Source organism: Planomonospora sp. ID67723 (assembly GCF_015711605.1).
Classification (GTDB): domain Bacteria; phylum Actinomycetota; class Actinomycetes; order Streptosporangiales; family Streptosporangiaceae; genus Planomonospora_A.
Genome location: NZ_JABTEZ010000004.1, coordinates 444899 through 467917, shown reverse-complemented (window position 1 = coordinate 467917; position 23019 = coordinate 444899). Strand labels below are relative to the sequence as shown.

The window sequence follows — 23019 nt, the reverse complement described above, 5'->3', positions numbered from 1 at the left end:
GTCCTCCACCGTCGCGGAGATCCGCGAGATGGTGACCCACACCGAGGCCTGCGAAGAGTGCCGCGGAGGCGACTCCGACATCCTCGCGGCCACCTACGACGAGAGCCTGCCCCCGCAGGAGCTCGCCGACTACATCGCCTCCACCCACTCCCCGGAGTGGACGGCGTTCATGGAGAGGCACGGCCGATGACCATCCCGGTGCCCGATCTGGGCGACGACATCTTCGCCGTGCTCGCGGAACTGGAGGAGGTGTTGCTGACGTACGCGGTCTGGGAGAGCGGCGGCGTCACGCGGTACAGGAAGGAGCCTTCGCCCCGACCGCGATGCGGTAGGCGGTGGAGATGAGTTCGCTCTCCACTCGCTTGTTCCCGGTGAACATCTGGTTGACGGTGCCGGTGACGGAGGTCTTCGTGCCGGGGTCGTAGAGCATGAAAGCTCCGTGCGCACCCAGATGGCCCCAGAACGCCGTCTTTCCCTCCTGGATGCGCATGATGCCCAGGCCGTAGCTGCCTTCGCTACGCGGGGTGGCCTGCAGCATGGTGTCGAGCGTCTGGGCGTGCGCGAAGACCCGGCCTTCGAACAGGCCGCGGATGAACCGGGTCAGGTCGGCGCCGGTGGAGACCAGGCCGCCGCCGCCGAAGGTGTCGTAGGTGGGGTTCCAGCGCCTGAAGTCCAGGTCCAGGACGTACGGGTGCGACAGCCGCCCGCGGTGAGGCTCCCAGTGCTCCAGGTAGGTTGCGCGCATGCCCAGCGGCTGCAGGATCTCCTGGCGGTAGACCTGGTGCAGGCGCTTGCCGGCGGCTTTTTCGATGATGAGCCCGGCCAGCACGTAGCCGGTGTCGGAGTAGTGGTACCCCTTTCCCGGCTGGAACGAGGCAGGAAGCCTCAGTCCCCGCTCGGCCAGTTCGCGAGGTGTCCAGGTGCGGCGGGGGGAGGCGAAGACCTCGCTCATCCACGACGGGTCGTCGGTGACGTAGTCGGCGATGCCGGAGGTGTGGTCGAGCAGCTGCCTGAGGGTGATGCGCGAGCCGTAGCGGATCTTCTTCATCAGGGCGGGATCGAGGTGTTCGCCGATCGGCTCGTCGAGGTGCAGTCTGCCCTGCTCGACGAGCCGGAGAGCTGCCACCGCGGTGAAGGTCTTGGTGACGCTGGCGGTGCGGAAGGCGTCGCCGGGGCGCAGTCTGCCTGCGCCGAGGGCGAGGCGGCCGGCGGCGCCGGTGAACCGGGTACCGGGCGTTCGGACGTCCAGCACGATGCCGGGGATAGGGGTCTTGACGTGCCCCGGAACAGGCGTCTGGTCCTTGGGCAGGTCGGGCAGGGGCGTGGCGGCGACCTTGTCGATGAGGCAGCGGTAGGGCGAGGGATCGTTCGCGCCGGCGTCGGCCCTGGCCGCTGACGGCGTCAGCACGGCCAGGGCGGCCGCGGCGATCACGGCGAGTTTCGCGGAATGCACGAGGGGTTCCTTCCGGAAGGGCGGAACAGATACCTATGAAAGGTCATGGAAGATGGGTCCGCGACGGATCAGGGTGATCCCCCGCCCGTCCCTGAGCGTCAGGATCAGGCCGGTACCTCAGGAGGAGGCCGAATGGCCGATCACCGTAGGGGCGCGGCGTCGGCGGCCGCCGGAGTTCTGCGAGTTTCGCGAGCTGCCCGCGCGGGCGCGCGGCCACCGAAGTGCTCCGGCAGATGCGCGCCGACTGGGCGGCAAGGTTGGAGCGGGCCGTGGCCGACGACGTCGGCATCGCCCCCCGGCGGGCCCGCAACCAGGACCCGCGCGCCCGGGAGAGTCCCGGCCGGCCACCAGCCTGGCTGAGGCCCGCCGCCAGCTGGAGGCTGTGCGCGCCGAACTCGCCCCGCCCGGATCGCGGCCGGGGCGGACGCGGCCGGTAACCGGACCCGAAGGACGAAGATCTCTGAGACGCTCACCAGCCGCTCTTCGTGCCGAGGCCAAGCCAGCGGGCGAAGGCCGTGCCGAGCCTCACCGGTCCCGGCTGAGCCCGGCCGGCTGCGGGACGCCTGGTCCACTATTGAGTTACCGCCGCCGCATCCGAGTCCGGTGGGCGGACACGTGGACCCTAGTGGCGCACTGGCGTGAGCAGTATTCGCGGCGGCCGTTGCGGGACACATCGACGAAGACGGCGCGGCACCCCGGTGCCGCGCACCGGCCGAGGCGACATGGATCGGTCTCGGTGAGTACCAGGGCGAGCCCGGCCGCTGTGACGGCCCGTACTCGCGTGACGACGTCGGCGTTCTCATCGGCGTAGTGCAGGTGCGGTGGCTGGCCATCGTGCGTGGACACATACGGACGGGCTGCCGCATCAGCCAGCAACCGGTTGACGACGGCGACTCGCTCCTGCGTGGTGGCTGCGGCGAAGACCTCCCACAGGCGAATACGCCACGCCAGCAGGAGCTCCAGTTGATGGTCGGTCAGTTGGGCGCGCGCCACCCGATGCTCGGCCAGCAAGGCCTCCACCACGAGCGTGTCGCATCGATCGTCGAGGTTCGACAGGGCCGCCGCCAGCAACGCCGCGTTGCCGCCGTAAGCGTTGAAATGCACTTACTCATTGCACCACGGTCATGGGGTGACAATGCACATCTTTCTCCCCCGCTCCCAGCGCTCGACGTCTCTGGCGCGGGTGCGCGACCAGGGCTGCGTGTGCGGCCGCTTGCGTGTGCTGCCGAACTGGCAGGCCCTCAACGACGAACTGGCGTTGCCACGCGAGCTCCGGCTCGCCGATCCGGCGAGGATGCTCACGAGTATGGCCGACGGCGGTGAGCCGACGTGGTAGCCCTCAGCTGGGCCGAGCTGGGTAGCTTCGTCGCGCTGTGCCTGATCCTCGCGGCAACCCCCGGCGCCAATCTCACGGTCGTGCTGCACTGCGCACGACAGGGCGGTCAGCGCACCGCGGTCGCTGCCACGATCGGCCTGACGCTCGGCAAGATTTTCTGGGCTACGGCCTCGATACTCGGGCTCGCCGCTTTGCTGGCGTCCTCACGCGTGGCCTACGACGTGCTGCGCCTGGCGGGCGCGGCGTACCTGATCTGGCTGGGCATGCAGTCCCTGCGCTCGACCCGGTGCCGGGCAGCCGGTCGGCGGTCCGACGGTTTCGCTCCCACGCTCTCCATGCTCGGCGGGTTCCGCCGCGGTCTGGTCGGCGACCTGCTCAACCCAAAAGTGGGCATCTTCTACACCACCGTGTTCCCGCAGTTCATCAGGCCGGACGACGCGGTCGCCCCCACTGCTGCCGTGCTGCTCCTCGCGCACGCCGCGGTGCTACTGACGTGGTATCCCGGGATGAGCTTCCTGCTCACCCGAGCGGGTCGCCGAGTTCGGCGGCCCACACTCTCGGCGGTGCTGGACGGGGTCATGGGCTCCGCACTCGTCGTGCTCGGCATCCGGCTGGCCATCGCCCCGCTCTGAGGCGTCCGACCGAGGCGTGATGCAGTCCCTGCAGCCACGGCGGGTCACGTCCAGCGAAGTGGTGTATGAGCCGACCTTCGCGTGATCCTGTTTCTGCAGGTTAAGCGGTAAGTGTCTGCGGCAACGCGTTCTGCCCCGGTGTGTCGCCGCAGATCATCCGTAGCCGGACCTTGGCCAGTACGTCCAGGCCCATGTAGCGGCGGGCCTCGGTCCACTCATCGGTCTGCTCGGCCGAAACCGCACCGACGAGACGGACGATCGCAGCTCGGTCGGGGAAGATCCCGACGACGTCGGTGCGGCGGCGGATCTCCTTGTTCAGCCGTTCCTGCGGGTTGTTCGACCAGATCTGCTTCCAGACCTCGCGCGGGAACGCGGCGAAGGCCAGCAGGTCCTCGCGTGCCGCTTCCAGGTGCTCGGCCGCCGCCGGATATTTCGCTTCCAGAGCGTCGATGACCCAGGTGTGCTGGGTGCGCACCGCCTCGGCGGTGGGCTGGTCGAAGATCGTGCGCACCAGCGTGGCCACCCATGGCTGGGCCGACTTGGGCATCGTGGTGAGCAGATTGCGCAGGTAGTCGAAGCCGTAAAAGATCGCTAACGTGTTGGGGTCGCTGCCGGAGTTCGCGCACCCGGGCGCCAAGAAGACGCTGGCCGAGATCTGGGACGCCGAGGACAAGACGCACGCGCCGGCGGCCGTGGAGGCGTTTTCGGCCGCTTACGGCGCCAAGTACGGCAAGGCGGTGGCCAAGGTCACGGGTGATGTCGGCGAACTGCTGGCGTTCTACGATTTTCCGGCCGAGCACTGGATCCACCTGCGCACGACCAACCCGATCGAGTCGACGTCTGCCACCGTCCGGCACCGCACCAAGGTCACCAAGGGGCCGGGGTCGCGCGCGGCCGGGCTGGCGATGGCGTTCAAGCTGATGGAGTCGGCCCAGGCTCGCTGGCGCGCCGTGAACGCGCCTCATCTGGTCGCCCTGGTCCGCGCGGGGGCCACCTTCGTCAGCGGCAAGCTCGTCGAACGTCCAGAAGGGATCGCGGCATGAACGACAAGGCCACCACCGGAACACTGCACCACATCGAGATATGGGTGCCCGACCTCCATCGCGCCGTGATCAGCTGGCAGTGGCTGCTGCAGGCGCTCGGATACACCCTCTTCCAGGACTGGAGCGGGGGGCGCAGCTGGCGGCTGGGAGCCACCTACCTGGTCCTGGAGCAGTCATCCGCGCTCAGCGCCGACCGGCACGACCGTTGCCGCCCTGGACTGAACCACCTGGCCTTCCACGTGGAAAGCCGCGCCCTGGTCGATGCGCTGACCGAGCAGGCGCCCGCACACGGCTGGAGGCTGATGTTCCCCGATCGCCATCCGCACGCGGGTGGCGAACAGCATTACGCCGCCTATCTGGAGGACACGGACGGGTTCGAGGTCGAGCTCGTCGCGGCCGATATGACAGACCAGTCCTGACAATCCTGCTCTCAATCGATCCACGACTCTTGACGATTGCTCCAATCATGAGTCACGGGGTCTCTACCTGGGTCCCGGAGCACTGGCCCTACCTGGCACGGTAGGGACCGCCTTACCGGTGGTCAGGGGGTGAGCCGGGCTGACCGGCCCGGTACTGATCCCTAGTGTTGGGCCTCACTTCCCCATTGAAGAGAGACCATGATGTTGCGCGCATTGACGCGGGCCGGACTGTCCGGTTCCGCCGTGATCCTGCTATCAGGACTGTCCGCCCCTGCGGCCATGGCCGGATCCACCGGACCAGTCCACGACGGATCATTCGACTCCGGGCGCGTACAGGCCTTCCTCGATCGGCGCGTTCCCCAGCTGCTGCGGGAACAGAAGGTGCCCGGTGCGGCGGTGTCGGTGGTGGACAGCGCCGGTGAGATCTTCACCGGCGGTTACGGCTATGCCGATCTCGCCGCCGGGAAACCGGTTGTCGCCGACACCACGGCATTCCAGACCGCCTCAATCGCCAAGACATTCACCGCGGTCGCCGTCATGCAATTGGCGGAGACGGAGAAACTGGATCTCGATGCCGATGTCAACGGCTATCTGCCCGAGAAGGCCAAGCTTCCCGACACCCATCCCGGACGCCCGGTCACCTTGCGTCACCTGCTGACCCACACCGCAGGTTTCGCCGAGATCACCGAGGGCACGGCAGCCCCCTCCGCCGAGAGGGTGTCGGCCCTGGGCGACTACATCGTCCGTTACCAGCCCGCCCGCATCCACCCACCCGGTCGCTTCGTCGCCTATTCCAACTACGGCATCGACCTGGCCGGATACATCGTGCAGACCGTCTCGGGCCGGTCCTTCGAGGACTACATGACCCAGCGGGTCTTCGCTCCCCTGCGGATGACCCGCACCGCCTTCATGCAGTTGGACGAAGCCCGCAGGCGGTTGTCCGCCCCTGTCCCATACGAGATCATCGACGGCGAGAACCGGCCCGTTCCCCTGTGGTACGCCAACGGCGCCCCTTCGGGAGGGTCCTACGCCACCGTTACCGACATGGGCCGTTTCCTGCGCGCCCTGCTCAATGGCGGCGAGCTCGACGGCAGGCGGGTGCTCACCTCCACCAGTGTGAAGGCGATGCTGCGACGACAGGCGGGCCCCCAACCGGAACTCAGGGGTCCCGGATTCGGAACGTTCCAGGGAAAGGGCACCGGTCCGCAGTGGGCGTGGCACACCGGTGACGAGAGCGGCGCCCACGCCGAGTACGCACTGGTCCCTGAACGGGGCGTGGGTATCTATATCGCGGTCAACGGCGACGGTGTGGCGCCGGACAAGCTGTCCGGCGTCCGCGACGTGGTCATCAGGGAGTTCCTGACGACGTTCGCCGGAGTGAAGCCGTACCCGGTGCCCGCCTCGCCCGCCGCCCCCGGCCGGGATCTGGACTCCTACACCGGGGAATACCTGGCCACACGGATGAGCGAGGGCGAAGCGTATGAGCTGTTCCTTTCCGCCGCGGATCGGGTGACCGTCACCGCCCTCGGGGACGGCACCCTGCACACCTCCCACCCGGTACTGCCGGATCGAGTGTGGATTCCGGCCGGCGGTGAGACGTTCGTCTCGGCCGACGGCACGGACCGCCTGGGGTTCATCAAGGAGGAGGGAAAGATCGTCGGGTTGTCCTCTGACGGCAACCCCACACAGAACTACGAACGAATCTCCTGGTACGCATCCCCGATGGTGCTGCTGCCGACGGCCGCAGGCGCCCTCCTGGTCCTGCTCGGCGCGCTCGCCTGGCCGGTGGCCGCCCTGGGACGGCGGTTGCGCGGACGTGCCACACCGCCGACGGGCCGGGCTGCATGGCAGGCACAGGTGCCAGCCGTGGCGACCGCGCTGATCTGCCTCGGCTACCTGGGCTTCCTGACCCGCGCGGCTTCGGATCTGGCATCGCTTTCCACGGGTACGGCGTTGCCGTTCTCGCTGGTGTGGGTCCTGCCCACCACGGTGACGGTCGTGGCGCTCGCGGCGCTGTCGTGGTCGCGAGGCTGGTGGTCGAAGGCGGCGCGAGTACGCTACAGCGCCGTGGCGGCAGGCGCGGTCGTCTTCCTCACCATCGCCGCCCGTTACGGCTTGATGTGAGAAGGGAAGCGGGACGGCGATCTCACGACGGTCACCGCTGCTCCGGGAGCGGCGGAAGAGCGGCGAGTCATCCCGCCGCTCTTCCGCCGAACCGCGTCGTCGGCCACGACTACCCGCACGGCACCTCCGCCACGATCACCGTCGGCCCGCCCACCGGTGAGTCCACCGACAGCTCGCCGTCCGCCGCCCGCAGGCGGTCGGCGAGGCCGGACAGGCCGTGTCCCTTGGCGACGTGCGCGCCGCCGACCCCATCATCCCCGATCGTGAGCATTAGGACGCCGCCGGTCTTGGCCAGCGTCACCGTGCAGACGCTCGCGTGGCTGTGCTTGGCGATGTTGGTCAGGGACTCGGCGACCACGAAGTAGACGGTGTTCTCCACCGCGGCGGCGAAGCGCCCCTCCACCTGGACGTCCAGCTCGACCGGGACGGTGCACCGGCTGGCCAGCGCGGCCAGCGCCGGGGCCAGACCGCGGTCGGTGAGGATCGGCGGGGCGATGCCGCGTGACAGGGCGCGCAGCTCGTCCAGGGTCTCCCGGGTCGAGGTGATGGCCTGGGAGAGCATCTGCTCGACGGCCTGCGGGTCGCGCTTGAGCTGGCGCTGGGCGCGGGACAGGTCCATGGCCAGGGAGACCAGGCGCTGCTGCGGCCCGTCATGGATGTCGCGCTCCAGCTTGCGCAGCGCGTTGGCCTCGGCGGAGACCGCCGCGGCCCGGCCCTCGGCCAGGTCGTCGATGCGCTCGTGCAGCTCGGCGACGCCGGTCAGCATGGCCCGGCTGAGCCCGGCCTGGATCAGCGCCCCGCCGCGGATCACCACCGGCAGCGTGATCGCGAACAGCAGACCGACCCCGGTGGTGATGAGCACGTCGATTACTGTGCTGTCACCGAAGCCGAGCAGGTAGGCCGGCCCGTAGTTGTCCGGCATGCTGGCGGTGAGCCAGCCGTAGAGGGGAAAGGTGAGACCGACGATCGTCCCGGCCCACCAGGTCACCGTGAAGCAGAACGTCACGACGGCGATCGGGAAGTTCACGATGGCGTGCAGCAGGTCCAGCCAGGACTGCCCGCTGGTCAGCGGGTTGACCATGCGGCGGAACCAGCCGGCGCTCTCGGGGGCGCGGCGGTAGCGCGGCCGGGCGACCGGGTGGCCGAGAACCCCGGCAAGTATCGTCCGCTGCAGATCGGCGACGCTGCGGGCGAGTGTCAGCGTCGCCGCCAGAATCGGTGCGCCCACCCAGACGGCCACTGTTCCCGCTCCGGCGGCGAACCCTGTCACTACCAGCGCGAAGACGACTACGGCGAGAGGAAACCCGACGAACAGATAACGGGTATCGGCACCGATACGGCGCAGGAGGGACTTCATGGGGGTAACCGTATGAGGTATGACATCCACCATCGACCTTGCATGCAGGAATCGTCAGAGTAGTGCTGACCCCACCCCAACTGTGGAACCTGGAGGTGCTATTGGTCGGAAGCCCTTCTGGGCTATGACGGTGGCCATCGGCTGATCATGCTGAACAGCGCCGCTGGCTTTAGCACCTGACGATCTCGAGGGTTTTGAAGAGCTGGTGATCATCTGGTTGAACGCCAGGACCGAGGTCGGGGAGGCTGACAGTCGAGAAATCCCTGGAAGGCGGTCGGGTGGCGTCGTCGATCAAGACGGGCCGAGCGTTCAGGCTGTCGCACAGTCATGGGACCGCTGCGGAAGGCGATCAGGCTTGCGCCTGGCAATTCCCGGCCTCGCCCGAGAAGCGGGTGCCGGAAGGCCGGTTCCCGTACCCACTCTCCTACCGTGCGTCCCGGCAGGTGCAGGAGTACGGCGCTGCCCCCGCTGCGGAGCGCCGGAAGCATGGCGATCGGCGCGAGAACGGACTGCGACGGGCCAACAGCCACCGGTGAGCGGGATGCTCATGGTCCACCGACCAGGCGGCAGCCCGGCAGGACGCACCGGTCACGGTGTCGCTCGGTGAACCTCCGCCAGCAGCCGGGCGTATGCCGAGACCAGAGGTGAGCTCTCGGTCCTGCGCCAGGCGAGGACCAGGCGGCTCGGCGGGGCGTCGGTGATCGGGCGGAAGACCACGCCCTCCGCGGGAGAGCGCTGCGCGACCCGGGCGGGCACCATCGCCACGGCGCCGTCCCACAGCACGGAGGCGTACCAGCGGTGCCCGCCTCGGGAAACGGTGACCGACCGCACCACGGCCTGGCCACGGGTGATGAGACGGGCCAGGCGCTTGGCGGAGTCGTGCAGCCACACCTCGCCGAACGTGGGGATGCGTAACCGCCGGTAGGTGACCAGCCGGATCCCCGGTCTCTTCACGTCATGGGGATGCGGAAGTACCGGGTCCCGCTCGGGGATGCCGCGGTGTCCAGGGCAGAAAAGTCTCGCTTCGTGGCCGTGATGCCCGGCAGATCAGGGGCGGGTGCGGAAGGTGGTGCGGTAGGTCTGCGGGGAGGTGCCGACGGCGCGGGCGAAGTGGGCACGCAGTGTCGTGGGAGAGCCCATGCCCACCGCTTCGGCGATCCGGCCTATCGGCAGATCGGTGCTTTCCAGCAGGTGCTGGGCGCGGCGGATACGGGCGTGCAACAACCACTGCAGGGGAGTGGTCCCGATCTGAGCACGGAACCGGCGAGTCAGGGTCCGTACGCTGACGCAAGCGTGACGGGCGATGTCACCGAGACTGAGCGGCTGGTGCAGGTTGGACTCCATCCAGGTGAGGACGGGCTGGAGCGCGGTCCCCAGGTCGCGGGGATCGGCGTGCCGGATGAACTGCGCCTGGCCTCCGTCGCGCTGGGGTGACATCACTATCCGGCGAGCGGTCTCAGCGGCCACCGCCGAGCCGTGATCGCGCCGGACCAGATGCAGGCACAGGTCGATGCCGGCCGCCACACCGGCCGAGGTGAGCAGATCGCCGTTGTCGGTGAACAGCACCGAGGCGTCGACCTCGATGGCGGGGTAGCGCCGGGCCAACTCGGCGGCGTAGGTCCAATGCGTGGTCGCCCGCCGTCCGTCGAGCAGCCCGGTGGCAGCCAGCAGGAACGCCCCAGCGCAGATCGAGGCGATCCGCGCGCCGCGCCCAGCCGCCGCCCGCACCGCCTCCAGGACGTCCCCGGGTGGCTCTTCCAGGAAGTTCCAATGACCAGGGAGTACAAGGGTGTCGGCCGCTGCGAGGTCATCGAGACCCCATGCGGTCTCCAGCCGCATCGCGCCGAAAGGCTCCGAGGTCCGGACGGCACCGCCGACGGTGCACAACCGCGTCTCATACAGCGGCTGATACCGATCACCCGTGGAACTGCCGAAGACCTGGGCGGGCACCGTCATGTCGAAGGCGACCACTCCGTTCATCGCCAGCACACCGACCACATGCATGGCCAGAATCTAGCGCAGTACGGCATTACAGCCACTTTCCGCACGGTCCCTCAGTGGCCACGATCAAACCCATGACAGATCACTTCACCGGCTTCGCGATTCCCGACACCCCACTGACCCGCGAGGCGTACGGGTTCGTCCAGGAGATCGCCGCGCAGGCCGTCCTGACCCACAGCGTGCGCAGTTACCTGTTCGGCAGGGCCATCGGGGAGCGACACGGTCTTCGGGCCGAGCACGATTACGACGACGAGGTCCTGTTCCTGGCGTGCATGTTGCACGACGTCGGGCTGACCGAGCGGGGCGAGCGAGGCGGGCGGTTCGAGGTGGACGGCGCGGACCTGGCCGCGGAGTTCCTCACCGAACAAGGGCTGGCCGCGGACCGGACCCGCCTGGCCTGGGAGGCGATCGCCCTGCACACCAGTCTCGGCATCGCCGACAGGATGCGGCCCGAGATCGCGCTCACCCATGCCGGTGCGGGGGCGGACGTGGCGGCGTTTGGTGCCGACAAGCTCCCCGCAGGCTACGCCGACCGGGTGCACGCCACCTACCCGAGGCTGGGCGGTAGCGTCGAGTTGACCGAGCTCATCGTCGGCCAGGCCACGCGCAACCCGGCCAAGGCCCCGCCGTTCTCCTTTCCGGCGGAACTGCTGCGGCAGGACGCTCCCGGCACAGCCGTTCTGCCATGGCGTGAGGTGGTCACCGCAGCCTGGTCCGGCGTCGCCTGACAGGGCTGGCACTCATCAGCCCCGTGCAAGACGGGGAGCGTCTCCCTCCGAGAGGTCCATCTGCACCACCAGGCGCTGGAGGCCGTCGCGGGCCGCTGCGACCACTGAGCGCTGGTCGAGTCGCGAGAACACCGACCGGATCAGATCTGCGACATCTCCGATGGTCGAGCCGTCGGCGGCGAAGAGCACACGGCCGAGGCTGAGCCCTACCTCTCCACGCCGCCTTCTGCACCCGCAACTCGGTGATCAGATCCAGACCGTTCGGCAACAGGCCGCCGAAACCCGCCCTCTCCGAAGGGCGCAACGGGCCGTGTCGCACCAGCCATGGCCCCTTTCCGGCGTACTTGGCCTGCCCCCGGAGAAGACCTACGTCGGCGTCAGGCCCGGTCCGGAGCGCGCAGGTACGTGAAGGCGAAGTGGGCATCGGCCAGTCGTCGCGCGGCGTCGTAGCAGTGCACGATGATGCGCAGCTTCCCTGGATAGCTGTAGGAGTTCCACGACAGCACCCGGCACCACCGCGCCTCCGGGCCGATGGCGGCGACGTCGACCAGGTCGGCAGGGTAGGTGAAGGGGTTGCCGATGGCTTGGTAGTTGATGTCGTACACGCCTGGCGCTGTGCGGGCGATGGTCGGCAGTTCACCAGTGCTGCTCCACGAGCGCCGGGTGTCGATGCCCGGCGCCGACGCGTTCCCCGCCGTGCTCGCGTACGCCGCCGGTACGGCGGGATCGTGGTGGGTGCCGACGCCTTCGGTGTAGGACAGCAGCCACGGCGTGCTGCGTGGGCGGAAGTCCGCGCCGAGGCACTCCACGCCGATGCGAACGCCCGTACCGGTGTCCTCGGTACTCGTCGCGCGGCACCGGACGCGTACGTCGTTGAGCGCGGTGATCCGCGCGTATCCGGTGGCGTCGAAGACCGCGCCCCCGGCCGTCACCTCGTAGCGGCCTTCACCGGCCCGACGCACCTCCACCGGGCCCGCGGCGGAGTTGTACGTATCGCCGTTCACCAGCGGTAACGCGTTGCCGAATCCGCCGACAGTCTCGTAACGCGCTTGGAGCTGCGGCTGTGCGCCTGGGCTCGGCCCGCTCGCCCAGACGGCGAACGGCAGGTTGCTGGGCGTTCCCGCACCGTCGAAGCAAGCCACGTCCAAGTGCTTGTCGGTGCCGTTCCTGGTTACGGTCTCCAGCTGGCACCAGGCGGCGTCCATGCGGCCCCACGAGACGCCCGCGCCAGCATGCGCGACGCCCGGGGTCGTCCCGAGGCCGGGCAGCGTGACGGTGTAGCGGCCGGTCCCCGTACGGATCATGGTGGCGTGCCTGCTCACCTGTTCCGGATCGCTGTCCCGTTTCCAGGTGCCCCATTGCCAGGACGGGTCGAGGGTGACTACCTCGCCGACCGGGGCCTCGTACTGCAGGGCGCGCGTGGAGGCGTAGCCCCAGCTCGCCGCCGGCGGTGCAACGACCCGTACGGTGACATCGCACCTGGATGTGTACCGTGGGTCGGCGAGCCAGGTGGCCTCCGGTGACAGGCGGTAGTCGCCGGGTGCGGCGGCGGCCGGAGTGGTGATGAGCAGCCGGCTCACCGTCGTCGCCTTGGCATCCAGGTCGGCGCTGTCCCCGCTCCATGACCAGCCGGGCTCCAGTTGCCCGGCCAGGCCCAGGCCGACGGCTCCCGACTGCTCGCTGGTGTTTTGCACGGGAAGGCGCAGGGCGACGGTTTGTCCGGCGATGACCTGCACCTCGCGTCGCCGGGTGGGGGTGGAGCGGTCGAAGCAGTCCACGGCGGCGCCCGGACCCGGCACGTCGAAGTAGACCGTCGTCGTCGGCCCGGCCTCGTTGACCATCCGGATCGCGACGTTACTGGGCGTGCCGTCGCGCCAGGGGCCGGTCATGTCCCGCTGCGGCGTCTCGGGGTCGCTCGCGTCCCATGCGTAGTGGGTGCACGAGTAGTCCGGGCAGGGGCCCTGCAGTCTGATCGGGTAGGCGTCGGGTGCGTTGTTGTAGTACTGGCTCTCGTCGATACGCCACACGGCTAGGCCGTTGTCCTTCACGTCGGCGTCATAGCCGCCGGGGCGGCGCCATCGGTTTTCGACCAGGAGGTAGTCGTCGGTGCCTCGGTCGGGGTCGTAGAGCAGGAACGCGGTGTCGCTGGTGTCCCAGGTGGGGACGCCGTAGTAGCCGTCCCGTGTCACAATCGTCGGTTTCGCCCAGCCCAGGTGCATCTTGTGCCAAGAGTTGAGGTCCACGTACCACTCGTCCTCGGTGCAGGTGTTCCCCATGACGTCGAAGCCGTGAATGGGGTATCCGTGGAAGTCGCGGTCCAGGCCGAACGCGGCGTGCATCATCTCGTGGTCGAGAGAGATCTGGTTGGTCGCGCTGTTGGCCCAGACGTTGACCCGCCTGTCCAGATCCATTCCATCGAGCACGGGACCCGGGAAGACCTCCCGGGCAGCGCCGCATTCTCCGATGTACCCGCCGGTGTCGGAGCGTACTGACTGCAGGACCACGATCACCACCTCGTCCTGGCCGAGCCGGTGATCGCCGTTACGGTCGAAGGCCGCGTAGTTCACCAGGGGGTCAGCCAGGTTCACGGCGTGACGCATCATCTGCTCGTCGGTGAGCGCGGTCCACTGCGCCAGCGTCAGCCCGTAGTCGACGGTGACGATCCCGTCGTCGTGGACGCCGGAGCTCTCGGCGGCGCGGGTGAGGTACACCCGGCCGTCGGAACTCTGCACGAAGTAGTCGCGCACACTGGGGTAACCCCCGAAGTAACGCCGCCCGAGCCAGGCGTCGTCCTTGACCGCGGGCCACGGCACATCGGTGAAGCCTCCGCGGATGATCAGGACAGGCCGGCTGGTGGCCGCGTTGACCGGCTGGTACCAGGGGTAGTGCGGTGCGTGCGGATGGGCGAAGTCCGGCAGCGGCTCGGGGTAGTCCATCGCCGCTGTCAGAGCGACGATCACCATCATGATCACCGGAGCGGCGAGCTTCCTGGCGAGCGTGTACAGCATGCCTACCCCTGTGAGGTCCAGCGCCAGACGATGTAGGAGATCTTGAGCGGGGCGTCACCGGTCGGGATGACGGGGAACTGGATCGCGACGAGGTTGCCCTCGGCGGTGCGGGCGCAGGCCCAGTCACCAGCCGCCATCGTGCCGACCTCCACCTGGTCGTAATCGCGAGCGGCCAGCGCCCGCGCGCATTCGGCAGGGCCGGGGCGCACGTCCACGGTGGTGATCGGGCGCTTGCCGCCGCCAGCCGTCCACAGGGAGCGGTACGGGCTGACGTACCACAGGTCGCTCGTGGCCGGGGTGATCGTACCGATGCGGCCGGACTCGACGTCGAGGTAGTCCTGGTCGCGTAGGGACGCCTCAGCCTCGTGGATCACCTCCCCGGCTGACGCCGAGGGTGTGGGCCCCGTAGCGGTGGCGCTCGTGCCGCGGGACGAGTCCGGGGACGGGGACGGGGACGGCACGGTGGGGCCACGGGACGCTTCCGTGAACGCCGCAGGCCCGGTGGCGCCATTCACTGGAGCGGCGGCGGACGGACTGCCTCCGGCGACCGCGTCGGCACGATACCGCTCGATCATCACGCCGGTCAGCCCCGCACCGACGGCGATCAGCGCAACCATCACCATGGCCGGCATCCGCATGGGCTGCCCGTGGAGCTGGATCAGTCCGAGTGTCCCTGCGAGCACCGACAGCAGCCCGGCGACGAGGATCCCGTGCCGCGACTCGGTGGTGACGAGCTGCGCGATCGCCGCCATGTCGGCGATCGAGCCAACCCCCGCCAGCGCGGCGGCCCGGCGGGCAGCGCCCTTGTCGGGCCCGTCGTCTTGCTCCGGGACGGCGCTCTGCTGCGTCTCCGTGGCGCTCACCCGCCCATCTGCGTACGCCGCAAGCCGTGCTCGTTCACGGTGGATCGCAGCGTCCCAGGGAGGTGATGGATGCGCCTGGCATCGTATCCAGACAAGGCCGTCATAACCGCAGTGTGCATGATTGGTAATCGCCTGTCAGGGCGAAGCGTGAACATCGGCGTGAACGCACTACGAATCCTGCTACTGGAGGCCGGCGTGACGGTGACCACCGACGCCGGTGGTGGCGAGCGCGTCGACGCGGTGACCACCTGGCTGCAGTACGGCCTGCACCTGGTGGCCGCCGGCGACCAGGTGCAGACGGCGCCTGGGTGGGGCCGTCTGCACCTGACCGGCGGCACCGGCGGGCCGCCGCGGCGGTGAAGGTGGCCGTCGACCGGTCGGCGGGCCTGACCGCCGGGACCGCTGACGGCTGAGACGGCCGCCTGCCCGGGACGCGACGGCTGGCCCGCAAGGAGGGCGGCTGAGGCCGCCGGGAAAACAAGACTGCTCTTTCCCGGCGTTTCTCCCTAGATTTCCCAGCACGGTCGACGAGGAGGACACCTTGACGGAGCTGTGGACGTTGGGCGCGTGGGATCTGGCAGAGCTGATCCGCGCCGGAGAGGTCTCATGCCGGGAGGTGATCGAGGCGCATCTACGGCGGATCGACGCGGTGAACTCCCGGGTGAATGCGATCACGGTCACGCTGGAGGAGGAATCGCTCGCGGCGGCGGACGCGGCCGACAGAGCCCGCACGCGAGGGGACGCGGTCGGTCCCCTGCGCGGCGTACCGATAACGGTGAAGGAGAACATCGACGTCAGGGGGTCGGCGACGACGCTGGGAATCGTCGCGCTGAGGGAGACGGCGGCGGCCGTCGACGCGCCTTTCGTCGCCGAACTACGCGCGGCGGGGGCGATCCCGATCGGCCGGACGAACATGCCCGAGTTCGGCATGCGCTGGCACACCGACAACGCGTTGCGCGGCGCGACGGTGAACCCTTGGTCCGCCGAACACACGCCGGGTGGCTCAAGCGGCGGGGAGGCGGCCGCTGTGGCGACGGGAATGTCCCCGCTCGGAATCGGCAACGACGGTGCGGGCTCGCTGCGATGGCCTGCCCAGTGCTGCGGCGTCAGCGCGCTGAAGCCCTCGCTGGGCAGAGTGGCGCAGGCCGGGCAGGGGGCGGGGCCGGCTCCCTTCGCGTTCCAGCTGCTTGCCGTCCATGGTCCGATCGCCCGGCGCGTGCGGGATCTGCGTTTGGCGTTCGACCACATGTGCGGGCGGTCCGGCGGGGACCCGTGGCACGCGCCGGTGCCCGTGTGCGGCCCGCCCCTGCCGGCACCGGTACGAGTCTGCGTGGTGACCGATCTCGATGGGACCGAGATGGACCCGCAGGTGGCCGACGCGCTGAAGCGCGCGGCCGCGGCCCTGGCCGACGCGGGTTACCTCGTCGAGGAGGGCTCGGCCACGGCCCTCACCCGGGCGAGCGAGATCTTCACGCAGATCATGTCGGACTACGGCCGGATCCACCGGGAACAGCCCCCTGCGGACGCGATCGCCTCTCCTGGGTTCGTACGCTTCTGGCAGGCGTACGAGCCGATCTGGACGCGGGCCCGCGGAGAGCAGGCGTTCGACCCGATGATGGAGCGGGCGTCCATCGCGCGCCTGTGGAGCGCGCAGCTGAGCCGTACCCCGCTGATGCTCGCGCCGATCCGCACACGTCCGGCCTTCCGGATCGGATCCGATCTCGACCCCCGGTGGCTGGACGATTGGCCGGACACAATGCGCATGGTCGTGGCGATCAACCTTCTCGGGCTGCCCGCGGTCGCTGTACCGGTCGCCTCGGCCGATGCGCTGCTGCCGCAGGCCGTGCAGATCATCGGCCCGAGGTTTCGCGAGGATCTGTGCCTGGAGGCGGCTGCGGTGGTGGAAGCCGCGGCCGGGACGCCGACGCCGATCGACCCCCGCTGACCGTCCGCTCCTCGTGGGGGCCGCGCAGGACCTCCCACGGTTCGCGGAACTCGAAGGACCGGCCCGCTATCAGGCGGCCGACGCTTGTCCCGCCTGCCCCGAAACGGTCCCGTCGCAGATCGATCCCCGGTTCGGTGTCCCTGCGGCGTGGGCTGTCCGGTGTGTCGTGTCACCCGGAGGGCGGGCGGCAGGTCGGCCGTACGGGTGACGCCAGGTCTGCCCCGGCCCATCAGAATCCGTTCCATGAATGCCCAGAAGATCGTGCGGTCGGCGGTGCTGCTGGCCCTGGTGACGACCCTGACCGCCCCGCACGGGCCGGCGCGGGCGTCCGCCCCGGCGCCGGGGAACACCGACTTCAACGGCGACGGCTACAACGACCTGGCCGTCGGCAGCCCGAGCTACCCCGGCTATCCCGGCACGGGGAACTCCGGCCTGATAGCCGTCCTCTTCGGCGGGCCGGACGGGCTCACCAGCCACCGGCACATCATCCGCCCCGCGCCAGGCTGCACGAGCTGGGGACCCTGCACGGGGTGGGGCCGACATGTAAGCGCTGCCGACGTGGACTCCGACGGCAGGACCGACCTCGTCTCCGAAGGACATTACGACATGCAGGTCGACTCCTGGACCTCCCAGGGAGCCACCACGATCGAGCGCCGCGTCATCGGACCCCTCCTGGGCCCCTGGGGACTGACCGGCGGCCAGTTCGACGACCAGCCGGGAACCGACATGGTCGGACCCACAAGGGGCGGCTACTGGTTCCGCGTCGGCGGCTGGTACAACAGGGACGCGAAGCCCGTCTACCCCGACTTCGAAGATCGAAGCTATATCTCCCACGAGACGAGCGCCGCCGCCGGCGACATCGACGGCGACGGCAAGCTGGAGATGGCGGTCGTCGCCAGCAGGCACTCCGGCGAAGGGGAGCCCGGGCCCCACCTGTGGCTCATCGATGATCCGCACCGGGCCCCGGTAAAGCTCACCACGCTGGGTTCGCCGTCCACCTGCACCTCGCCTCCCTCCCCCGGCCACGGCTGCCCGAAGAACGACTCCAAGCTGGCGATGGGCAACGTCAACGGCGACGGGCACACCGACCTGGTCATGCTCACCCCGAGCACCGCCTCGCTGCAGGTCTGGTACGGCAGGGCCACCGGCCCGTCCCCCGCCCCCGGCCACACCATCGACCTGTCCTCGCTACCCAACGCCGCCGAACTGGGCCCGGGCCTGGCCGTGGGCGACGTCAACGGCGACGGCTGGGCCGAGATCGCCGTCGGTGCCGCCAAGGCCACCGTCTCCGGCCACAGCGAGGCCGGCGCCGTCATGGTGATCCCCGGCTCCGCCAACGGTCCGGTGGTCAAACACGCTCAGATCATCACGCAGGACGGCGTCGGGACCACCGGCGGCGGGACCTCCGCGCCCGACCCGATCCGTGAACAGTCCAGGCCCGGTGACCACTTCGGACAGGCCATCACGATCATCGACGTCACCGGTGACGGCAGGGGCGAGGTCATCGTCGGCACCCCCGCCAAGAACGGGGGCAGCGGCATGCTGGCCGTCTTGCACGGCTCGGCCACCGGCGTCTCGGCCACCACCGCCCAAGCCGTCCACCCCAGCTCGTACGGCCTCAACTCGACCCAGGCTAATTTCGGCGGATTTCTACTGAAATAAGCCGACCGACGCGGTCAAAGGCTCCCGGAGCCACGCCCAGCAGAGCAACCAAGCATCCGAAGGCGGCCGACAGGAACGACTGCTGCCCGCCCGGCCTCCACGCCCGGCGGGCAGCGGCATGTCCCCGCGCGCGGTCCTGCGCTCCGGAGCCTCCGATGATCAGCAGCCGGACCTGGGGCTGGATGGCGGGCCTGATCGCGGCGGTCGTCGCCGCGGCCGATGCGCTGTATCGGTGGCGCGCCCCGCACGGCTCCGGGCTGGGCGCCATCCGGTGGGTGGTCGAGCGGACCTTCGCCCGGCTGCACCCGTTCAAACGGTTACGCGTCCGCTACGAACACCGTGCCGATCTCCGGCAGGGCCTGCTCGACCTGGCGTGCAGCATCATCTGCCTGCGCCGCCTCCGAACCCCATGTTGAGATGATCACGAGGTTGCGGCGTGAGTCCGACCGATCAGCGTCGCCACGCGGACGTGCTCGGTGAACGGCGCATACGGCTCCAGCGCACAGCGGACCTGCTCGGCGAAGGAGGGCCTGCGGTCCGGGGCGGGAAGCTCATCGACGGGAAGTGCCGAGTAGACGCTGCCCACGATCCGGTCGAGGTCCAGTTCGTCGGTGTAGTCGACACCGGTCTCGTGCACCTCGAACCCGGCGGCGGCCAGGCTCGTGCCGTATCGCCTCCGGCTCTCTTCGTCGGTGCCGCAGGTGCGGGTGAGCTTGCGACCGCACCACTGCTCCAGGACGTCGCGCAGCGCCCGCGACCAGGCAGTGTCCTGCTGCCAGAGCGGGGTCCCGTTGGCCAGCACGGCCACGCCTCCGCCGGGGCGCACCAGCGGAGCCAGTGTGTGGAACAGTCTGTCGTGGTCCATCCAGTGCAGGGCCTGACCGATGGTTACTGCGCCCACGGTCCCGTCGCCGAGCAGCCTGCCCAGTGTCGGCGTGTCGGTGTCGGCCCCGATCATCCAGCTCACATTGGCGACCCCCTGTTCGTCGGCAGCACGCCGGGCGCGGAGGAGCATGTCGGGTTCCGGGTCCAGGCCGACGACCGCCCGCACCTGTCTGGCGATCGGCAGGGCCAGTTGACCGGTCCCGCAGCCGAGGTCGACGACGGTGTCGTCCCCGGTGAGACCGAACGACTCCACCAGCGAGTCGATGACGGCCGGGGGATAACCGCGCCGGTACCGGTGGTAGAGATCGGCCACCTCACCACGGAAACCAAGATCCATGATCCCAACCTGCCCGCCCAAGGCAGTGCGGGGTAGCGGTTCAGCTATCGGCGTTGAGCGATCTCTGCATGACGGGAGCCGCCCGGCGGGCGTTTCCCGCCTGAAACCAGCACACCGTTCATTTTGGAATGGGTGCAGTTCGTTCTGAGTGACTGCTCCCAGAGAGGAAGCGGGTGCCTTGCGCCACCCCGAGAACTCCGCGCAAGTGTCAGAGCCGTCTCCGATCGGATGTGATCGCGCCCGGGTAGGGTGAGGGCATGCTTTGACGCCTGCCCGGTAACCGGGCACCTCCGGATCTCCTTCGTTTGTCGCAGCTCCGCCCCGGACCCACGAAGGAGATGTCTTCCATGAACACCTCGACCCGCATGGACGTTCCCGCCCTGTTCGCCGCGTCGTATGCCGCCAACGGCGCCGAGGCGCGCACCTGGATCACCGATCTGCCGCGTCTCGGCGGCAAGTTCCTGGACCGCTGGGGACTGCGGCCTGACGGCCCGGCCGCATACGGCATGGCCTCGCTGGTGCTGCCTGTACTTCAGGCCGACGGGACACCTGCCGCCCTCAAGCTCCAGCAGCTGCGGGAGGAGACCGCCGGCACCGCCGCCGGCCTGCGGGCGTGGAAAGGCAACGGCATTGTGCGCCTGCTCGACTATGACGAGATAAGCGGCACGCAGTTGCTGGAACGCCTGGATGCGACCCGGCCCCTGTCCTCAGTGGCCGACGATGATGCGGCTGTGCAGATCCTGGCCGAACTGCTGGCCCGTCTGACCTCGTTGCCTGCTCCAAGGCATCTGCGACGGCTGTCCGACATCGCCGCGGCCATGCTCGACCGGGTCCCGCAAGCCGTACCGGCACTGCGGGATCCCGACGAACAGCGACTGGTGCGCACCTGCGCGTCCGCCGTGGCCGAACTGATCGGCGAACCCGGCGACCGCCTGCTGCACTGGGACCTGCACTACGACAACGTCCTGGCGGGGGAACGGGAACCCTGGCTGGCCATCGACCCCGAACCGCTGGCGGGCCACCCGGGGTTCGAGTTGCTGCCGGCACTGGACAACCGGTGGGAAGAGGTGGAGGCCACCGGCGATGTGGCTCGCGCGGTGCTGCGCCGCTTCGACTTGCTGACCGAGATCCTCGGTCTCGACCGGGGGCGAGCGGTGGGATGGACCCTCGGCCGCGTGCTGCAAAACGCCCTGTGGGACATCGACGACGGCAAGACCACCCTCGAACCTGCCCAAGTCGCCATCGCTATGGCGCTGCTGCTCCGGCGGAGATGAGAAGGGTGTAGTTCGTTCCGAGCAACTGCGTTGATCAGGCGGTGAGGTTGTATTCGCCCTGGTAGCCGTGGTGGATGCGCTGGTGTTCGCGTGCGAGGTGGGATCGCCATTAGGCCTCCAGGTCACCGTCGGCGATCACATGATGCTCAGAACCCGTCTTTCCGCCGCACAGCGCCTTGCGGTCATCCAGCCGCTTGCGCCCGGGGTAGCGCTGCCGTCGCTCCGTCTTCGGCAACAGCGGCTCGATCCGCTCCCACAGGCCGTCCGAGACGATCCACGGAGGCTGCCCACCCTTCCTCACACGCAGATCAACGATCATCCGGGAGGGTGGATACGGCCAAGGTCATTTTGCTGGGAGTTGTAAGCCCGCCGTCGGCGACCGGTGGTCAGCAGCAGCGCAGCGCGGGTTGCCCGGGGGCGGACCTGCGACGAGCCCTCTTCCAGCCACGCGGGGCTTCGTCGGAGGTCAATGGATGTCGCATGGGCGAGGTGACTGTCAGCTGGCCGTCTCGCCCGTCTCGGCCCGCGGTCAGAGGCCGATGACCTCGGCCAGGAGGTCCACCTGTGCGGGATCCGGATCGTTGCCCATGAAGATCAGTTCGTCACAGCCGATCTGGTCGAGGCGGTGATCGCGGCGGTGATCTGTTCCGGTTCGGTGTAGGCGATGGAGATGCCGTACTGCGCGTACTCGTCGCCGGCGAAGGCGTAGTAAGAGCCGATGGCATCGGAGATCGCAGCCTCGGCATCGGAGCCGAGCGCGTACATCACCGACGCCACCAGGCGAGGCGCGCCGGCTCTGCCGGCCGCTTCCCAAGCCTTCCGGATCTGGGGTGCGAAGTCCTGCACGTCCTGTACGGTCGCGTCGCCGGCGATCCGTCCCGTTCCGTGCGAGGCGATGCGGCGCAGGGTCGCCTTCGAGTTGCCGCCGAACAGCAGGGCGGGCCCGCCGGGTGTGGCCGGCCAAAGCGATCAAAGGCTCCGGCGTCGACCAGGCCAGACGGTCACTGACGCTGAGGGTGGAAAAGCCGCGTGCTTCGGCACGGCGTGCCCACTCCACCAAGGTTGTGCCTTCGGTCCACCGAGCATGCCCGGGCAACCCGATACCGATGTCCATCGCTGGTGAGATTCCTTTCAGAAAGAGATGTCGAGACGGTGCAACAGGCATGACCGGAGTCGTCTGTCAGCCAGGCCGGTCAGGGTTGATCAGAACGCCGTGTGAGCCGGCCGGTTCGTTCCGCAGGAGCCCTTGCAGATCGGCGACGGGCTGGACTCCGGAGACCGGCGGGCGGCCGTCGATCACGAGGCTGGGCACGCCGGTGATGCCGTGCTCTGCCGCGTGGCGCCGGTCGGCGCGTACCTCGTCGGCGTAGTCGTCGCCGTCCAGCACAATGCGCACCTCCCTGGTGTCCAGCCCGGCCTCGCCGCCGAGGCGCTGCAGGACCTGCGCGTCGGCCACGTTGTGTCCCTCGGTGTGGTACGCGTGCAGCAGCAGCTCCATCATCTGGTCGGCCCGGTCGCGGTCGGCGGCGAGCTTGACCAGCCGGTGCGCGTCGAGGGTGTTGACCGGGCGGGCCAGATGCAGGTTCAGTTCCAGGCCTTCGGCGGCGCCCACGGACCGGATGCGGGCGATGCGGGCGGGCGCCTGCTCGCCCCACCAGCCGGCCATGGCCTCCGCGGCGGTCGGGCCGGGTGTAGGTCCCCGCGAAGCGGCGGTAGTCCGCCTCGCTCGCCCAGTGCGCGATGTTGTATACCCGGGTCCCGTCGGTGCTCACATGGAAACGAGCCGAGCGGTAGCCGGGGTAGAAGCGCACCCACCGCTCTTGGATCTCCGCGAACGCCTCGGCAAGCTCACGCTGTGTGTCAAAGCCGTCAACGGTGTAGTCGATGATCGAATGGAAACCGGAATCGGTGCTCATGAACAACTCCCCAAGATGCAGGGGCGACGCCCCGGC

At 69.2% G+C, this 23019-nt stretch carries 22 protein-coding genes and 4 pseudogenes; 12 read left to right on the top strand and 14 right to left on the bottom strand.

The annotated features are described in order from the left end of the window. Positions 1-28: 28 nt before the first annotated feature. Positions 29-190, top strand: coding sequence for a hypothetical protein (locus HS041_RS28845; RefSeq protein ID WP_196443976.1), 162 nt, complete (start codon positions 29-31; stop codon positions 188-190). A gap of 96 nt (positions 191-286) precedes the next feature. On the opposite strand, the gene HS041_RS28840 is transcribed toward HS041_RS28845, so the two are convergent. Beyond that, the gene (locus HS041_RS28840; protein WP_196443975.1) at positions 287-1453 is read right to left on the bottom strand and encodes a serine hydrolase domain-containing protein; all 1167 of its coding nucleotides are present in this window, start codon (positions 1451-1453) and stop codon (positions 287-289) included. 579 nt (positions 1454-2032) lie between these two features. Continuing rightward, on the bottom strand, positions 2033-2557 hold the full coding sequence (locus HS041_RS39830; protein ID WP_196443974.1) for a CGNR zinc finger domain-containing protein: 525 nt from the start codon (positions 2555-2557) through the stop codon (positions 2033-2035). Positions 2558-2582: 25 nt separating this feature from the next. On the opposite strand from HS041_RS39830, the gene HS041_RS28830 reads away from it, so the two are divergent. Then, positions 2583-2789: a hypothetical protein gene (locus HS041_RS28830; RefSeq protein WP_196443973.1), complete on the top strand. Its 207-nt coding sequence runs from the start codon at positions 2583-2585 to the stop codon at positions 2787-2789. Next, positions 2783-3421 carry a LysE family translocator gene (locus HS041_RS28825; protein ID WP_196443972.1) on the top strand — a complete coding sequence of 213 codons (639 nt, stop codon included), beginning with the start codon at positions 2783-2785 and terminating at the stop codon, positions 3419-3421. The genes HS041_RS28830 and HS041_RS28825 overlap by 7 nt, the downstream gene beginning before the upstream one ends. Before the next feature lie 100 nt (positions 3422-3521). On the opposite strand, the pseudogene HS041_RS28820 reads toward HS041_RS28825, so the two are convergent. Then, positions 3522-3992: pseudogene (locus HS041_RS28820) on the bottom strand (transposase); the annotation flags it as partial. Positions 3993-4005: 13 nt separating this feature from the next. Here HS041_RS28820 and HS041_RS28815 point away from each other — a divergent pair. The 3 genes and pseudogenes from HS041_RS28815 to HS041_RS28805 all read left to right on the top strand — a co-directional run. Next, positions 4006-4464, top strand: a pseudogene (locus HS041_RS28815) (transposase); the annotation flags it as partial. Next, positions 4461-4883, top strand: coding sequence for a VOC family protein (locus HS041_RS28810; RefSeq protein ID WP_196443971.1), 423 nt, complete (start codon positions 4461-4463; stop codon positions 4881-4883). The pseudogene HS041_RS28815 and the gene HS041_RS28810, both read left to right, overlap by 4 nt. A gap of 243 nt (positions 4884-5126) precedes the next feature. Then, on the top strand, positions 5127-7007 hold the full coding sequence (locus HS041_RS28805) for a serine hydrolase domain-containing protein (RefSeq protein ID WP_196443970.1): 1881 nt from the start codon (positions 5127-5129) through the stop codon (positions 7005-7007). 109 nt (positions 7008-7116) lie between these two features. On the opposite strand, the gene HS041_RS28800 is transcribed toward HS041_RS28805, so the two are convergent. The 3 genes from HS041_RS28800 to HS041_RS28790 all read right to left on the bottom strand — a co-directional run bounded on the left by HS041_RS28800 (position 7117) and on the right by HS041_RS28790 (position 10368). After that, positions 7117-8364 carry a sensor histidine kinase gene (locus HS041_RS28800; RefSeq protein WP_196443969.1) on the bottom strand — a complete coding sequence of 416 codons (1248 nt, stop codon included), beginning with the start codon at positions 8362-8364 and terminating at the stop codon, positions 7117-7119. 588 nt (positions 8365-8952) lie between these two features. After that, positions 8953-9318 carry a type 2 periplasmic-binding domain-containing protein gene (locus HS041_RS28795; RefSeq protein ID WP_196443968.1) on the bottom strand — a complete coding sequence of 122 codons (366 nt, stop codon included), beginning with the start codon at positions 9316-9318 and terminating at the stop codon, positions 8953-8955. A 93-nt stretch (positions 9319-9411) separates the two neighbouring features. Then, on the bottom strand, positions 9412-10368 hold the full coding sequence (locus HS041_RS28790) for a GlxA family transcriptional regulator (RefSeq protein WP_196443967.1): 957 nt from the start codon (positions 10366-10368) through the stop codon (positions 9412-9414). A gap of 71 nt (positions 10369-10439) precedes the next feature. Between HS041_RS28790 and HS041_RS28785 the strand changes: the two genes are divergently transcribed. Further along, positions 10440-11093 (top strand): HD domain-containing protein, encoded by a 654-nt coding sequence (locus tag HS041_RS28785; RefSeq protein WP_196443966.1) that lies wholly within the window; start codon positions 10440-10442, stop codon positions 11091-11093. A 15-nt stretch (positions 11094-11108) separates the two neighbouring features. Here HS041_RS28785 and HS041_RS28780 read toward each other — a convergent pair whose 3' ends face one another. From HS041_RS28780 to HS041_RS28770, 3 genes are all read right to left on the bottom strand, one after another. Continuing rightward, positions 11109-11282: a hypothetical protein gene (locus tag HS041_RS28780; RefSeq protein WP_196443965.1), complete on the bottom strand. Its 174-nt coding sequence runs from the start codon at positions 11280-11282 to the stop codon at positions 11109-11111. 188 nt (positions 11283-11470) lie between these two features. Then, positions 11471-14101, bottom strand: coding sequence for a hypothetical protein (locus HS041_RS28775; protein WP_196443964.1), 2631 nt, complete (start codon positions 14099-14101; stop codon positions 11471-11473). Positions 14102-14103: 2 nt separating this feature from the next. After that, positions 14104-14964: a hypothetical protein gene (locus HS041_RS28770; protein ID WP_196443963.1), complete on the bottom strand. Its 861-nt coding sequence runs from the start codon at positions 14962-14964 to the stop codon at positions 14104-14106. 159 nt (positions 14965-15123) lie between these two features. On the opposite strand from HS041_RS28770, the gene HS041_RS28765 reads away from it, so the two are divergent. The 4 genes and pseudogenes from HS041_RS28765 to HS041_RS28750 all read left to right on the top strand — a co-directional run. Next, positions 15124-15324 (top strand): hypothetical protein, encoded by a 201-nt coding sequence (locus HS041_RS28765; RefSeq protein WP_196443962.1) that lies wholly within the window; start codon positions 15124-15126, stop codon positions 15322-15324. Positions 15325-15505: 181 nt separating this feature from the next. Beyond that, a complete protein-coding gene (locus HS041_RS28760; RefSeq protein WP_196443961.1) occupies positions 15506-16909 on the top strand; it encodes an amidase in 1404 nt (467 codons plus the stop codon). A gap of 243 nt (positions 16910-17152) precedes the next feature. Next, the gene (locus HS041_RS28755) at positions 17153-18571 is read left to right on the top strand and encodes a VCBS repeat-containing protein (RefSeq protein ID WP_196443960.1); all 1419 of its coding nucleotides are present in this window, start codon (positions 17153-17155) and stop codon (positions 18569-18571) included. A gap of 236 nt (positions 18572-18807) precedes the next feature. Continuing rightward, positions 18808-18987: pseudogene (locus HS041_RS28750) on the top strand (transposase); the annotation flags it as partial. A 5-nt stretch (positions 18988-18992) separates the two neighbouring features. Here the strand turns inward: HS041_RS28750 and HS041_RS28745 are convergent. After that, on the bottom strand, positions 18993-19793 hold the full coding sequence (locus HS041_RS28745; RefSeq protein WP_196443959.1) for a class I SAM-dependent methyltransferase: 801 nt from the start codon (positions 19791-19793) through the stop codon (positions 18993-18995). A 347-nt stretch (positions 19794-20140) separates the two neighbouring features. On the opposite strand from HS041_RS28745, the gene HS041_RS28740 reads away from it, so the two are divergent. After that, complete coding sequence (locus HS041_RS28740; RefSeq protein ID WP_196443958.1) at positions 20141-21067, top strand: aminoglycoside phosphotransferase family protein; 927 nt, start codon at positions 20141-20143, stop codon at positions 21065-21067. Between the two features lie 109 nt (positions 21068-21176). On the opposite strand, the gene HS041_RS28735 is transcribed toward HS041_RS28740, so the two are convergent. The 4 genes and pseudogenes from HS041_RS28735 to HS041_RS28720 all read right to left on the bottom strand — a co-directional run. Next, positions 21177-21386, bottom strand: coding sequence for a hypothetical protein (locus tag HS041_RS28735; protein WP_196443957.1), 210 nt, complete (start codon positions 21384-21386; stop codon positions 21177-21179). Positions 21387-21661: 275 nt separating this feature from the next. Further along, entirely contained in the window at positions 21662-21913 is a 252-nt protein-coding gene (locus HS041_RS28730; protein WP_374058879.1) for a hypothetical protein, read from the bottom strand. Between the two features lie 334 nt (positions 21914-22247). Further along, positions 22248-22733, bottom strand: coding sequence for a DsbA family oxidoreductase (locus HS041_RS28725; protein WP_196443956.1), 486 nt, complete (start codon positions 22731-22733; stop codon positions 22248-22250). Between the two features lie 91 nt (positions 22734-22824). Continuing rightward, a pseudogene (locus HS041_RS28720) lies at positions 22825-22983 on the bottom strand (antibiotic biosynthesis monooxygenase); the annotation flags it as partial. Between the last annotated feature and the right edge of the window lie 36 nt (positions 22984-23019).